Origin of the sequence: Streptomyces sp. NPDC127097 (genome assembly GCF_042724075.1) — a bacterium.
GTDB lineage: Bacteria > Actinomycetota > Actinomycetes > Streptomycetales > Streptomycetaceae > Streptomyces.
Genome location: NZ_JBHXFI010000029.1, coordinates 19828 through 33307 on the forward strand (window position 1 = coordinate 19828; position 13480 = coordinate 33307).

Sequence of the window (13480 nt, forward strand, 5' to 3'; positions counted from 1 at the left end):
TGAGAGCCATGACCACTGACGCCGCGGTCGAATACCACCCGCTCGACCCGCACACCCTGCTCGACCCCTATCCGGTGTACGCGTCCCTGCGGGCGACCGGCGCACCCGTGTGGAACGAGAAGCTCGACAGCTGGGTGCTCACCTCGTACCGGGACTGCCGCCAAGTCCTCCTGGACCACGAGAACTTCGCGGCGGACTGGAGGCGGGCGGGCGAGACCGTCCCCGACCCCGCGCTGGACGTCCACACCATCGACCCGCCCGACCACACCGCGATCTACGGCGTACTCGCCGACTCACTGCGGGACATGGCCTCGGACGGCCTCGCCGCCCGCACCAGGGCACACATCGCGGAGGTGCTCGACGCGCGGCCGGCCGGGCCCTTCAACGCGATCACCGAATTCACCGAGCCGCTGGCACGCTGGTTCATCCCCGAGGCCATCGGGGTTCCGCCCTTCGATCTGACCACCGTGCGGCCGATGGCCGAGGCCATCACCCAGGCCATGGACTCCGGCCTCAACCCGGCAGCCAGGGAGCCAGGCGTCGCGGCACAGCGTCAACTGGCCGCGATGATCGAGGACTGGGTGACCGGGATGGACGCGGGCCACCCCATCCGCGCACTGGTGGCCGACGCCATGGCCGCGGGCGTCCCCCGCCATATCGCGATGAACTCACTGCGCACCCTGGTCGTCAACGGATTCACCGCCGTACCGGCCTCCCTCGGCAACGCGCTGAACGTGCTGTCCCGGGATGCGAGCCTCCTCGCCGACCAGCTCGGCGGTCCCGAGGCGATCGACCGGGCGCCTCATGAGTTCTTCCGGTACGAGGCGCCCATCCAGGGAACCACCCGACTGGCCGTCCGGGACATCGAATTCAACGGTGTACAGGTGCGCCGCGGCCAGGGAATGCTGATGCTCTTCGCCGCCGCCAACCGCGACCCCGAGCAATTCGAGGCCCCCGACACGGTACGGCTCGACCGGTGGCCGAACCACCATCTCACCTTCGGCTACGGCGCCCATGCCTGCACCGGATCACTGCTCGCCCATCTGCTCCTGCGGGAGTTGCTGACCGTGCTGGTGGAGCGCGGCACCACCCTCAAGCCGGCCGGACCCGCCGTACACAAGAAGCTCGCCACCGTCCGCACCCTCGCAGAACTTCCCCTGGAATTGACGCAATGAGCAGGTACCGCACTGCGCTGGGCATACGCGAATTCCGGGCGATTTTCACGGCACATATCGTCTCCATGGTGGGAGCGGTCACCGCGAATTTCGCGCTGGCCATGCTCGTCTACTCCCGCACCGGTTCGTCGCTGCTGTCCGCACTGGTCTTCGCGCTGGTCCTCGCACCGCATCTGATCGCGGGCACCCTGCTGTCCGCGCTCATCGACCGGCTCCCGGCCCGGCGGCTGCTGGTCTGCTGCAATCTGCTCTCCGCGGGGCTCGTTCTCGTCATATCGCTGTCCGGCACCCCGGTGGCCGCCGTACTGGCGCTGGCGTTCGCCCTCGGACTGATCGAGCCGGTGTTCTCCGGCGCCCGCGCGGCCACCCTGCCCGACGTACTCCCCGGCGACGCCTACGTGCCGGGCCGCAGCCTCATGCGACTGGTCGCCCAGGGCGCACAGCTGGGCGGATTCGCGGTCGGCGGCCTGCTGATGGCGGCCTTCTCGCCGCAGGTGATGCTGCTCATCAACGCGGGCTGCTTCCTCTTCTCGGCCCTCGTGCTGCGGCTGGGGACCAAGGAACGCAGGCTGCACCCCGACGGCGGGGCCACCGGGCGGACCTCCCTGCTGCGCGACTCCCTCAACGGGATCGGCGCGGTGATGCGGGTGCCGGCCGTACGCCGCATGCTGCTCCTCGGCTGGGCGGTGCCCGCACTGGGAGTGATACCGGAAGCGCTGGCGGTGCCGTACACCGCGGGGCTCGGGGGAGGGGCGACCGCCGCGGGACTGCTGCTCACCGCGATCCCGCTGGGAACCGTGGCGGGCGAGGTCCTCACCAACTGGCTGGTCCCGAAGGAACGGCAGATCCGCATGATCGGGCCGGCCGCCCTGCTGGTGTTCGTGCCGATGCTCCTCTTCGCGCTCCGCCCGGGCCTGGTCCCCGCGATCGCCGTGCTGTTCGTGTGCGGCCTGGGGTTCAGCACCCAGCTCGGCCAGGACCGGCTGCTGCTCCAGGTGGTGCCCGAAGAACTGCGGGCCAGGGCGCTCAGCCTCCAGACGGCCGGGCTCATGTTCTGGCAGGGGCTCGGCTTCGCCGCGGGTGGCGCGATGGCCGAGCTGTTCAGTCCGAGCACCGTGATCTGCGCGGGGGCGGTGACCGGCCTGTTCGCCGTCGTCCTGCTGCTGCGCGGCGCGGTGTTCGACACCGAGAGAGGGAGTCCCAGGAGTGCGGACGGAGTCGTCAGTGGCTGAGATGAGTGGCGGGGCCGATGAGGAGCGATGGAAGGCACGCATCGGAGTCGCCCATGTGACGGTGCCCCGCTGGGCTCGCGACGCCCCCGACCGCTGTGTCTACCGGTCGAACGCCACCGGTACATGGGAGGTGTACGAGTGGGACCGGGCCGGTGACGCACGACGCCGGCTCACCGACCGCCCCCACGGCACCGCCCTGAGCTTCATCGACCCGGCCGGCGACTGGGTGTGGTGGTTCGCCGACACCGACGGAGACGAACGTGGCGTCTGGATGCGCCAACCGTTCGGCGGCGACCACGCGGAACCCGCCGTGCCCGCTCTGGGTCCCGCACACCAGTCCGGCCTGGCCCTCGGCGCGAACGGCCTCGCCGTCCTCGGCACCACCAGGACCGGCGGCACCACCGTCCATGTCTGCCGCCCGGGATCCGCACCACGGACGCTCTACACCCACCCCTCGGACGCCCACGTGGGGGCCCTGTCCGCCGACGACACCCTCGTCGCGATCGGCCACAGCGAACACGGCGACAGCCGGCACAAGGCGGTGCGCGTACTGAGCCTGGACGGCCGGGTGGTCGCCGACCTGTGGGACGGCGAGGGGCGCGGCCTCGGCGGCATCTGGGACGGCCCGGGCAAGGGCCTCGGCGGTATGGCGTTCTCCCCGGTCCCCGGCGACAACAGGCTGCTCATCGAGCACGAGCGCCACAGCCGGCCCGAGCCGATGATCCTGGACGTCGCCACCGGCGCACAGCAGGAGATCGCCCTCGACCTGCCCGGCGAGGTCAGTGCGGCCTGGTACCAGGACGGCTCGGCGCTGCTGATCTGGCATACGCATCACGCCCGCGACGAGCTCTACCGACTGGACCTCGGCACCGCGGACGCCGGCGCACTGATTCGCCTGGACACCCCCAAGGGCGTCATCAGGGGCGCCGGGACACGTCCGGACGGCACCGTGGAGTTCGTCTGGTCGAGCGCCGCACACCCGCCGGTCGTCAGGTCCACCTCGGGCGGGACCGTGCTGGCCCCACCGGGACCGACGGCCCCGCCCTCCGTCCCGGTCACCGACGCCTGGGTGGACGGCCCCGGGGGCCGGATCCACGCGCTGGTCTCCCGGCCCCCGGGGGCCGACGGCCCGCTCCCGTGCGTCTTCGAGGTACACGGCGGTCCGATCGGATACGACGACGACGCCTTCGACCCCGTGGTCGCCGCCTGGGTCGACCACGGCTTCGCAGTCGTCCAGGTCAACTACCGGGGCTCCACCGGCTACGGCTCCCGATGGCGGGACGCGATCGAGGGACGCCCCGGCCTCACCGAGCTGGAGGACATCGAGGCGGTCCGCGAATGGGCCGTCACCAGCGGCCTCGCCGCCCCCGAGCGCCTGGTCCTGTCCGGCCGTTCATGGGGCGGCTACCTCACCCTGCTGGGCCTCGGCACCCGCCCGGAGAACTGGGCCGTCGGCATCAGCACCATGCCGGTCGCGGACTACTTCGCCGCCTACGAGGACGAGATGGAGGCGCTGCGCGCGTACGACCGCTCCCTCTTCGGCGGCTCTCCCGACGAAGTCCCCGAGCGGTACCGGGCGTCCTCCCCCCTCACCTACGCGGACCGGGTCACCGCACCGGTCCTGGTGATCGCGGGCGAGAACGACCCCCGCTGCCCGATCCGCCAGATCGACAACTACGTCAACCGCCTCGCCGCACTGGGCAAGCCACACGAGGTATACCGCTACGACGCGGGACACGGCTCACTCGTCGCCGACGAACGCATCAAACAGATCGGGGCAACGATCGCCTTCGCCCGCACCCATCTGCCCGCCTGATCCGGCCAGTTGGCGCAAGGAGATCGGCCTGGCCTGCCCGGACCCCCAGTGGGCGGGAGGCCCGGCCGGCCCTTTACCCCGCTGGTCCCACCCGGCGGGCAGGAACCTCGAAGACGAGCTCACGACCGTCCTCCTCATCCCACTGCTCTCCGACCTCAACGAAGCCGAAGCCCGAGATCGTGGCCAGAGACGCCACGTTGTCGGGGCTGATCGCCGCCCGCACGGTCGTGACGGTGGCTTCGGCCGCTGCCCGGCGGAGCAACTCGGTCAGCGCGGATCGGGCATATCCCTGGCGACGGAAGCCGGGAGCGACGCAGTAGCCGAGCTCGACCATGCCGGCCTCATCGGGCGGTCCGTGGAAACCGGCATGCCCGACGACGAGACCGTTGTCGCCGACGATCGCTTGTCGCACCATCCACCGCGCCTGGCCGGGATCGGCGGCCATCTGGTCGAGCCGGAACCGCCATAGCCACCGTGCGCTGTCGGTCACGAAGTACTCGGTCAGCGAAACCCCGGCCACCCTGCCGGCTGCGGGCAGGTCACCATTGAGCAAAGCGGACATCGCTCCGCCGGACAGCTCGACGAAACGTACGCACCTCGGGCTCCGCGTGAACGGTCCCCCGTAATCGGCTTCATCTGTCACGTACGGATGCTCGCTGACTGACCCAATGGGCGTCCAACGCTTTCGGAGCAGCCCCACAGCCACCCCGCGACGTCAACCACCACCACGCCGGCGGCCGCGAGCGCACATCGGTTGACCTGACGGGGCGGATGACCTATCAACTTGGGACAGACCTGGGAGCGCCCCGATGAAGCCGCTGGTCCGCAACGCAGCACTGAGCAGCTACATCGAGCTCAGCCAGTCCCTCGGCATCGACCCGCGCGCCCTGATGAAACGCGTCGGTATCGATCCGGTCGGACTCGCCGTCCAGGACCGGTGGATCTCCGGCGTCGCCGTCACCGAGCTCCTCGAACTCTCCGCCGTGGCCGCCCGCCGGGTGGATTTCGGCCTGCTCCTCGCCGAGCGCCGCCGCTTCGCGCACCTCGGGCCGATCAGCCTCGTCCTGCGCGAGGAACCCGATGTCCGCAGCGCCGTACAGCTCCTGGTCCGCCATGAGCGCATGTACAACGAGCTGCTGCGCAGCCGGCTCAGCGAGGCGAACGGACTCGCCACCGTCAAGGTGAGTCTGGAGCTGGGGGAGGCGCGCCCGGCCCGGCAGGCCGTCGAGCTGGCCGTCGGCGTCTTCCACGGATTTCTGCGGGTCTTCCTCGGCGCCCGCTGGCAGCCGGTGTCCGTGTGCTTCACCCACGGTGCCCCTCGTGACATCGCCGCGCACCGGCGCCACTTCGGGCCCGTGGTGGAATTCGACCGGGAATTCAACGGCATCGTCTTCTACGCCACCGAACTCGATACGCCCAACTCGATGTCGGACCCCCTGCTGCGCGGCTACGCACGTCAGTACTTCGAGTCCATCGCGGTGGCTTCGGAGGCCACCGAGCTGGACCGGGTGCGCGAACTGATCGAATTCCTGCTGCCGACCGGACGCTGCTCGGTCGAACAGGTCGCGGGGAGCCTCGGCGTCGACCGCAGGACCGTCCACCGGCATCTGGCGGCATCCGGTGAGACCTTCTCCTCGCTCGTCAACGCCACGCGCACCCAGCTGGCCGAGCAGCTGGTGGCGAACCCGCGCCGCTCCCTCACGGAGATCTCCGGCCTGCTCGGCTTCTCCGCGCCCAGCGCCTTCTCCCGCTGGTTCCGCGACCGGTTCGGCACCAGTGCACGTGAATGGCGCAGCCGCCGGACGGACACCGGCCCTGTCCCCAAGTGACAAGTCTTGTGTCACCTCGTGTGAAGCGCGGCGCGTAGCCCGCTCTTAACGTGGCGGTACCGCAAGGGGAACCCCAGCTTCTCCGAGCAACACCCTTGCGGAGACCGCGAGTTGGGACGACGGCTCTCGACTGCCCTCGGCCCGCCACGTCCGCGTATCAGGAGATGACCCATGCACTTCCTCGATGACTCCTTGCTGCCCGAGAACCAGGAGAAGCTGGTGATCCAGGCCGCTCCCTACGGGCCGGAGTGGCTCCCCGGCGACGCCGACGACCTTCCCCTGACCATGGACGAGCACGTCCAGGCCGCCGTCGACTGCTACCACGCGGGCGCCACCGTGCTCCACATCCACGTACGCGAACTGGACGGGCACGGGTCCAAGCGCATGTCCCTGTTCAACGAACTGCTCGGCCGGCTGCGTGAGGCCGTGCCGGACATGGTCCTCCAGATCGGGGGGTCCATCTCGTTCGCTCCCGAGGACGAGGGCGCCGAGGCGAAGTGGCTCAGTTACGACACCCGCCACCTGCTTGCCGACCTCACCCCGCGCCCCGACCAGGTGACGATCGCCATCAACACCAGCCAGATGAACATCGTCGAGATCATGACGGAGGACGACCTGGCCGGCACCTCCATCGCCAAGCCCGACTACTACAAGGCATACCGTGACATGGTCGTCGAGGCCGGTCCCGACTTCTACCTCGAGCACCTCCAGCGCCTGCGCGCCCGCGGCATCCAGCCGCACTTCCAGCTCGCCACGATGGCGCAGCTGGAAACCGTCGAGCGCCTGATCCGCAGCGGTGTGTACACCGGCCCCCTGGTGCTCAACTACGTGGCCATCGGCGGCGGGTTCGCCGGCCGTCACCCCGCTGACCTGATCGAGTTCGTCCGCCGCGTCCCCGATGGCGCCGTCCTCACCATCGAGTCCTCGATGCGTGCCGTCGCCCCCATGAACGCCATCGCCATCGCCCTCGGCGTGCACGTCCGGGTGGGCAACGAGGACAACCTGTGGGCACGCAAGGGCGCGCGCATGAGCTCCGTACGGCAGGTCGAGCAGATGGTGCGGATCGCCGACGCCCTCGGCCGCGACATCGCGAGCGGCGCGGAGGCCAAGGAGATCTACCGCATCGGCGAGTACTACGCGGACACCGACCAGACCCTGGCCCGGCTCGGCATGGTGCCCAACCGGCGCCCCGGACGCCGCGGCTTCATGCTCCGCGACACCGCCCGCTGACCACCACCGAACGAAGAGAGCATCCCGTGGCACATGCCATCCGCTTCCATGAGACCGGCGGCCCCGACGTCCTGCGGCGGGAGCAGGTCACCGTCGGCCACCCGGGCCCCGGCCAGGTCCGTGTCCGGCACGAGGCCATCGGCCTGAACTTCGCCGACACCTACTTCCGTACCGGCCTGTACCCGGCCCCGCTGCCCGCCGGTCTCGGTGTCGAGGGCGCCGGCATCGTCGAGGCCGTCGGCGCGGGCGTCACCCACGTCGCCGAGGGCGATCGCGTCACGTACACCGGCAGTCCGCTCGGCGCCTACAGCACGGAACGGATCATGCCCGCCGACCCGTTGATCCGGTTGCCCGACGCCATCGACTGCGAGACCGCGGCCGCGATGACCATGCGGGGCCTCACCGCCGCCTACCTGCTGCGCCGGATCCATCCGCTGAAGCCCGGTGACACGATCCTGCTGCACGCCGCCGCGGGCGGTGTCGGCCTGATCATCTGCCAGTGGGCGAAGCTGCTCGGTCTCACCGTGATCGGCACGGTCTCCACCGAGGAGAAGGCCGGACTCGCCCGCGCCCACGGCTGTGACCACACCGTCCTGTACCGCCACGAGGACGTCGCCGAGCGGGTGCGGGAGCTGACCGACGGGGCAGGAGTGCCCCTCGTCCTCGACAGCATCGGCAAGGACACCGTCGACGGTTCCATGGCCTCGCTCCGCCGCCGCGGCCTGCTCGTGTGCTTCGGCACGGCATCCGGCGTGCCGCCTCTCGATGCGATGCAACTCGCCCTGCACGGCTCGCTGTTCGTGACCCGGCCCGCGCTGGCCGACTACATCGCCGAGCCGGCGGAGCGGGACGCGCTGGCCGCCGAACTGTTCGGTCATGTCGCCGCCGGCCGGATCGCGATCCGTGTCAACCAGCGCTACGCCCTCGACGACGCCGTGTCGGCGCACCGCGCACTGGAAGCGGGCCGCACCACGGGTTCGTCCGTCCTCCTTCCCTGAGATTCCCCGATCCCCCGCACTCCCCAAGCCGCCCCAGGAGATGCCATGACGCAGACCTCCACCCGCACCCGGATCCAGGCCGAGCCCCTGACCTGCACCATCGGAGCCGAACTGCACGGAGTCCAGCTCAGCGACGCCGCTCACGACGACCTCCTCTTCGCCGAGATCAGGCAACTCCTGCTCCGCCACAAGGTGTTGTTCCTGCGCGATCAGGACCTGACCCGGGCCGACCACGTCGCCTTCGCCGCACGCCTCGGCCCGTTGGAGGACCACCCGGTCCTCGGCAGCGACCCCGACCACCCCGGCCTCGTCCGCATCTACAAGGACCTGGACAGCAAGCCCGAGCACTACGAGAACGCCCTGCACTGCGACGCGACCTGGCGCGACCGCCCGCCCATGGGCGCGGTGCTGCGCTGCGTCGAGACGCCCGAGGTGGGCGGTGACACGATCTGGGTGAACATGGCCGAGGCATACCGCAGGCTCCCCGAGCACCTCCGCACACAGATCGCGGGCCTGCGCGCCCGGCACAGCATCGAAGCGAGCTTCGGCGCGGTCCTGCCGACGGAACAGCGCCACGAGCTCAAGGCCCGTTACCCGGACCCGGAGCACCCGGTGGTGCGCACCCACCCGGAGACGGGCGAGAAGATCCTCTTCGTCAATGCCTTCACCACTCACTTCGTCAACCACCACACCCCCGAGAACGTGCGGTTCGGCCAGGACCACGCCCCCGGCGCGGGCCTCCTGTTGAACTACCTGATCAGTCAGGCGGCGATCCCCGAGTACCAGGTCCGCTGGCGCTGGACCGAGAACAGTGTGGCCATCTGGGACAACCGCTCCACGCAGCACTACGCCGTCCAGGACTACTGGCCCGCCGTCCGCAAGATGGAACGCGCCGGGATCGCCGGTGACCGGCCCCGCTGAGCCGGTGACCCGCGGCTACGCGTGGCTGGTCTTCGCCCTCAGCTTCGGACTTCTGCTGTCCGACTACATGTCGCGGCAGGTCCTGAACGCGGTGTTTCCGCTGCTGAAGGCCGATTGGATGCTCTCGGACGCCCAGTTGGGCTCCTTGAGCGGCATCGTCGCCCTGATGGTCGGCCTGCTGACCGTCCCGCTGTCGCTGCTCGCCGACCGCTGGGGCCGGGTCAGGAGCCTGGTCCTGGCGGCGGTGGTGTGGAGCCTGGCGACCCTGGGCTGCGCCGTCTCCGCCGGCTACGGGCAGATGTTCCTGGGCCGCTTCATGGTCGGCGTGGGGGAGGCGGCGTATGGGAGCGTCGGCATCGCGGTGGTGCTGAGCGTGTTCCCGGTGGGCCTGCGGGCCACCCTCTCCGGCGCGTTCATCGCGGGCGGCGCCTTCGGGTCGGTGCTCGGCGTGTCGATCGGCGGGGTGGTGTCCCAACACCTGGGCTGGCGCTGGACGTTCGGCGTCATGGGGCTGTTCGGCCTGGCCCTGGCCGCCGTCTATGGCGTCGTCGTGACGGAGCGGAAGCTGGCGGCGGCCGGCGTCGAGCGCGGGGCCGCACCGGGCACAGCGGGCTCGGTACGGTCGCTGCTGCCGCGGCTGTTCTCCTCCGTCTCCGTCCTGTGCGCCTATGTCGGCAGCGGGCTACAGATGTTCCTCGCGATGGCGCTGCTGGCCTGGATGCCGAGCTTCCTCGATCGCTCCTACGGTCTGGCACCCGCCGGCGCCGGGCTCGCCGCCGGAGCCTTCGCGGTGATCACCGGGATCGGCATGATCGGTGGCGGCCTGGTCTGCGACCGGCTCGGACGCGGGAACCGCCATCTCAAATGGACCGTGGCCATCGTGTGCAGCGCCGGGTCGCTGATCCTGCTCACGGCAGGGTTCCACCTGCCTCCCGGCACACCGCAACTCGTTCTCGTCGGCATCGGCACCCTGCTGTCCAACGCCACCGCGGGCCCCGCCGCTGCCATGGTGGCGAGCCTGACCCCGGCAGCCGTCGCGGCGACGGCCATGGCCACGCTCACCCTCGCCAACAGCCTGCTGGGCCTGGCACCCGGACCCGCGGTCACCGGCCTGCTCGCCGACCGCATGGGCCTGCATGCCGCACTCGGCGTGATCCCGCTCGTCTCCCTCGCGGCGGGCCTGGCCTTCGCTCTCGGCAGACGCCATTACGACCAGGGTCTCGTCTCGGCCTCGGCCCGGGCCCGCAGGAAAACGGAGCTCCCGACATGAACCGCGCACCCCGCGCCCACGGCCGTGCTCGTGCCCGGTCACCGGCATCGGCCTGCCGGACGGTTTCCGGACATCCACCGGCGCTGCATGAGCGCTTTGGGGCGAATTCGATGTCCAGGGTTGACCAGTTGGTTCTGGCATGTACTCTCTCATTGAGCGGCGGCATCGTTTAGGAAGACCTCGGCAGATGGGAGGAATCCTCGTTAGACCGGTTCGGTTGGCAGTGGCAAGTTGGCGATCCAGTTAAGCTGTTGTATTGCATACCTCTTCCTCGATGTGTCGGAGGGGCGATCACGTAAAGATATGCCAGGCAATCTGGAGTACGGGCATTTCGGCCTGACTTGTGGTGCCGGTATGCGCGAAATATTGTTGAGGATTTGCTAACAATTGTGTGGAGTCCGCCATTTGTGCGAGACTCGAAAAATTCACGTCCATTCCCGAGCGATATGAATGGCTCATCAAGCATGCCGCCGGCCAGGTGAATTCCCGGCAGGTGACTGAGCGCATCTCGCCGTGCCCGGCGACACCTTGAACCGCTCGGATCCCACTTTCGGGACCGGCACCAAAACCGCCCGCCGCTACGTCCACGAGGGCATCGATGCCCTCGCCGCGCCGGCTTCAAGCCTGGCCACCGAGGGCACCCGGGTGCGCCCTACCAGGCCAATCACCGCGAACACGGCACGAACGTGCAGGCGCTGACCGCCACCGCCCCTGCACGCCTACGAGCCCTCGCAGAGCGGCCCTTCGCCCAGCTGAACAGCTGACGCGTGCTGCACACGATCCGCATCAGCCCCGGACGGGTACCGCCCTGCCGCATGCGCTCCGCGCCGTCCGCCAGCAACAGCTCAACCAGCAACAGCGCGCACTCGCAAGGACGTAGACGAGATCTTCTTTCGCAGAGAAACAGCCACGGCACATCTCACAGAACGAAGGGGAAAATCTTGACTGAAACGCTTTCCGGTCGGCATATCGAGATCGCCTGGCCCGACCTGGGTATCACCGTGACCGCGGAACTCGACGGCCGCAACCCTGAACTCGTCGACGCGCTGTGGGAGGCGTTGCCCTACCAGAGTCTGCAAGGACACGCGCTGGTGGCGGGGCAGCATCTCTATCACGCGGCACCGATCCCGTCGCTGCTGCATTTATCCGCGTCCACTCGGATCGCAGATCGACGCGAGGCGCCCGATGGGACCGTATTCTGCTCCGCGCTACAGCATTTGGGCATCAAGTACGGCACGTTGACCGAACCGATGCCGGCCTCCCCGGTGGGCCGGATCCGGCAGGAGGACATTCCCGCACTGCTGGAGGCCGGGCAGGCGGTCTGGGATTCGGTCTATTCGACGAAGAAGCCGATCCTGGCGGAGGTCCGGAAGGCGGGAACCGAAGGCGGCCACCGTATTCCGCATCTGACCGCCGCGGATCCCGACGCGAAACGTCTCATCCACGACGTGTACACCGCGACCGACCGGGCTTGGCTGTCCGCACCACAGGAGCTCGCTGACCTCCACGAGGGGGTGATCCCTTCCGGGGCAGGGAGTTTTGAGACGGTGCTACCCACTCTGCTGTTCGTCAACGGCGAGACCCGCCCGCTGGGGTATGCCACCTACGGTGGTCTGGTCCGGGCCACGGTCCAGGGCATGCCGATGGATTCCTTGCGTCACATGGCGCGCCTGCTGGTCGGTCTTCCGGCCGAGTTCCTGGGCTACTGCGGCCTGGAGCAGCTGTGGAGTTTCACCCAGCGCTTCCTGGCCTGCCTCGACCAGCTCGATCGCGACGATTTCTTGAGCGTGGTGAGCCAACTTGCCCTCTACGTCAACTGTTTGGGCGGTTGGAATCTGCACCTGTACCCGTGGGACGCCGGAGACCACCTGCGCCAACTGCGCCTCAAGGAATCGGTCGGCCAGTCGTGAGCCCACTCCCCGAACGCACGGACGCCGTCGTCATCGGCGGGGGCGTCATCGGCAACTCCATCGCGTGCCAGCTCGCCGAGGCGGGCGTCGGTACCGTCCTGCTGGAGCGTGGCGCGCTCGGATCGGGATCGTCCGGGACCACTGCGGGCGTCGTGCGTACCTACTTTCCCGGCAACGCTCTCATCAGCAGCCTCGCCGCCCGGAGCCTGGCGGCCTACCACGCCTTCACCGAACGGACCGGAATCGATCTCGGTTTGCGGCGTATCGGCTTACTCGTGCTGTTCACCGACGAAGGCCAGGTGCAGGACTTCCGGCACACCCAAGCTGCCCAGCAGGCAGCCGGAGTGGACGTGGAACTCGTGACCGCTGCCGAAGCGGCGCGGCTCAACCCGCTGGTCGACGAGCGAACCATCCTGGCGGCAGCCTGGTCGCCCGAGGCGTACGCCTGCGATCCCGCCGCGATCGTGCGCGGTTACGCCATCGCCGCCCAGCAGGCCGGCGCCATCCTGCGCACGGAAACACCCGTCACCGGCATCGACCCGGATGGACGGGTCCACACGCCCGCGGGCAGCATCCGCGCCGACACCATCGTCTGCGCCGCGGGCCCCTGGGCGGGAACGGTCGCCGCCATGGCCGACGTGTACCTTCCGGTGACCACATACCCCGTCGAAATGCTCCTGACCGACACCCCTGGTAGCGCCCCGCGCAACGCTCTGCCGATGACCATGCACCCGTCCAGCCTGCGGATCCGAAGCTGGGGAGACCGCATCCTCGTCGGGATGGGCCGCCCCGCCCCGGACGAAACCCGCCAGACCTGGCTGCAACGGGTGTCGAACCATCTCGGCACGACCTACCCGGCCCTCGCCGGCCACGGGCTCGACAACGGGTGGAGCGGAGACCTCGACGTCAGTCCGGACGGGATGGCTTTCATCGGCCGCGACCGTTCCCGCCCGTTCCTCTACGCGGCGGGATTCTCCGGTCAGGGACTGTGCCAAGCGCCTGCCGCCGGAGAGATCATCCGAGACCTCGTGCTCGACAAGGAGTCCTGGACCGATATTTCCGGTCTCTCCACCGCCCGCTGCGCGGCGTGAACCGGTCC

12 protein-coding genes are annotated in these 13480 nt (G+C 69.4%); 10 read left to right on the forward strand and 2 right to left on the reverse strand.

The genetic code is table 11. The annotated features are described in order from the left end of the window. Positions 1-8 precede the first annotated feature (8 nt). Genes ACFWJW_RS22005 through ACFWJW_RS22015 form a run of 3 tightly spaced genes read left to right on the forward strand, consistent with a single transcriptional unit; the run spans position 9 to position 4223 of the window. Positions 9-1175, forward strand: coding sequence for a cytochrome P450 (locus ACFWJW_RS22005; RefSeq protein WP_387243874.1), 1167 nt, complete (start codon positions 9-11; stop codon positions 1173-1175). Next, positions 1172-2407: an MFS transporter gene (locus tag ACFWJW_RS22010; protein ID WP_387243877.1), complete on the forward strand. Its 1236-nt coding sequence runs from the start codon at positions 1172-1174 to the stop codon at positions 2405-2407. The genes ACFWJW_RS22005 and ACFWJW_RS22010 overlap by 4 nt, the downstream gene beginning before the upstream one ends. A 1-nt stretch (position 2408) precedes the next feature. Next, positions 2409-4223, forward strand: coding sequence for a prolyl oligopeptidase family serine peptidase (locus ACFWJW_RS22015; RefSeq protein ID WP_387244050.1), 1815 nt, complete (start codon positions 2409-2411; stop codon positions 4221-4223). A gap of 73 nt (positions 4224-4296) precedes the next feature. Here the strand turns inward: ACFWJW_RS22015 and ACFWJW_RS22020 are convergent, their stop codons facing one another. Next, entirely contained in the window at positions 4297-4785 is a 489-nt protein-coding gene (locus tag ACFWJW_RS22020) for a GNAT family N-acetyltransferase (RefSeq protein WP_387244053.1), read from the reverse strand. A gap of 247 nt (positions 4786-5032) precedes the next feature. Here ACFWJW_RS22020 and ACFWJW_RS22025 point away from each other — a divergent pair, with 247 nt between their 5' ends. From ACFWJW_RS22025 to ACFWJW_RS22045, 5 genes are all read left to right on the forward strand, one after another. Continuing rightward, positions 5033-6052 carry an AraC family transcriptional regulator gene (locus ACFWJW_RS22025; RefSeq protein ID WP_387243880.1) on the forward strand — a complete coding sequence of 340 codons (1020 nt, stop codon included), beginning with the start codon at positions 5033-5035 and terminating at the stop codon, positions 6050-6052. Between the two features lie 171 nt (positions 6053-6223). After that, complete coding sequence (locus tag ACFWJW_RS22030) at positions 6224-7282, forward strand: 3-keto-5-aminohexanoate cleavage protein (protein ID WP_387243883.1); 1059 nt, start codon at positions 6224-6226, stop codon at positions 7280-7282. Between the two features lie 26 nt (positions 7283-7308). After that, positions 7309-8280, forward strand: coding sequence for a quinone oxidoreductase family protein (locus tag ACFWJW_RS22035; protein WP_387243886.1), 972 nt, complete (start codon positions 7309-7311; stop codon positions 8278-8280). Positions 8281-8325: 45 nt separating this feature from the next. After that, positions 8326-9201: a TauD/TfdA dioxygenase family protein gene (locus ACFWJW_RS22040; protein ID WP_387243889.1), complete on the forward strand. Its 876-nt coding sequence runs from the start codon at positions 8326-8328 to the stop codon at positions 9199-9201. Next, positions 9185-10471, forward strand: a complete 1287-nt coding sequence (locus tag ACFWJW_RS22045) for an MFS transporter (protein WP_387243892.1) — start codon at positions 9185-9187, stop codon at positions 10469-10471. The genes ACFWJW_RS22040 and ACFWJW_RS22045 overlap by 17 nt, the downstream gene beginning before the upstream one ends. A gap of 291 nt (positions 10472-10762) precedes the next feature. On the opposite strand, the gene ACFWJW_RS22050 is transcribed toward ACFWJW_RS22045, so the two are convergent. Then, complete coding sequence (locus ACFWJW_RS22050) at positions 10763-11059, reverse strand: hypothetical protein (protein WP_387243895.1); 297 nt, start codon at positions 11057-11059, stop codon at positions 10763-10765. Positions 11060-11412: 353 nt separating this feature from the next. On the opposite strand from ACFWJW_RS22050, the gene ACFWJW_RS22055 reads away from it, so the two are divergent. Then, positions 11413-12381, forward strand: a complete 969-nt coding sequence (locus tag ACFWJW_RS22055; protein ID WP_387243899.1) for a hypothetical protein — start codon at positions 11413-11415, stop codon at positions 12379-12381. Then, the gene (locus tag ACFWJW_RS22060) at positions 12378-13472 is read left to right on the forward strand and encodes an NAD(P)/FAD-dependent oxidoreductase (RefSeq protein ID WP_387243901.1); all 1095 of its coding nucleotides are present in this window, start codon (positions 12378-12380) and stop codon (positions 13470-13472) included. Before ACFWJW_RS22055 ends, ACFWJW_RS22060 begins: the two co-directional genes overlap by 4 nt. The last annotated feature ends 8 nt before the right edge of the window (positions 13473-13480 follow it).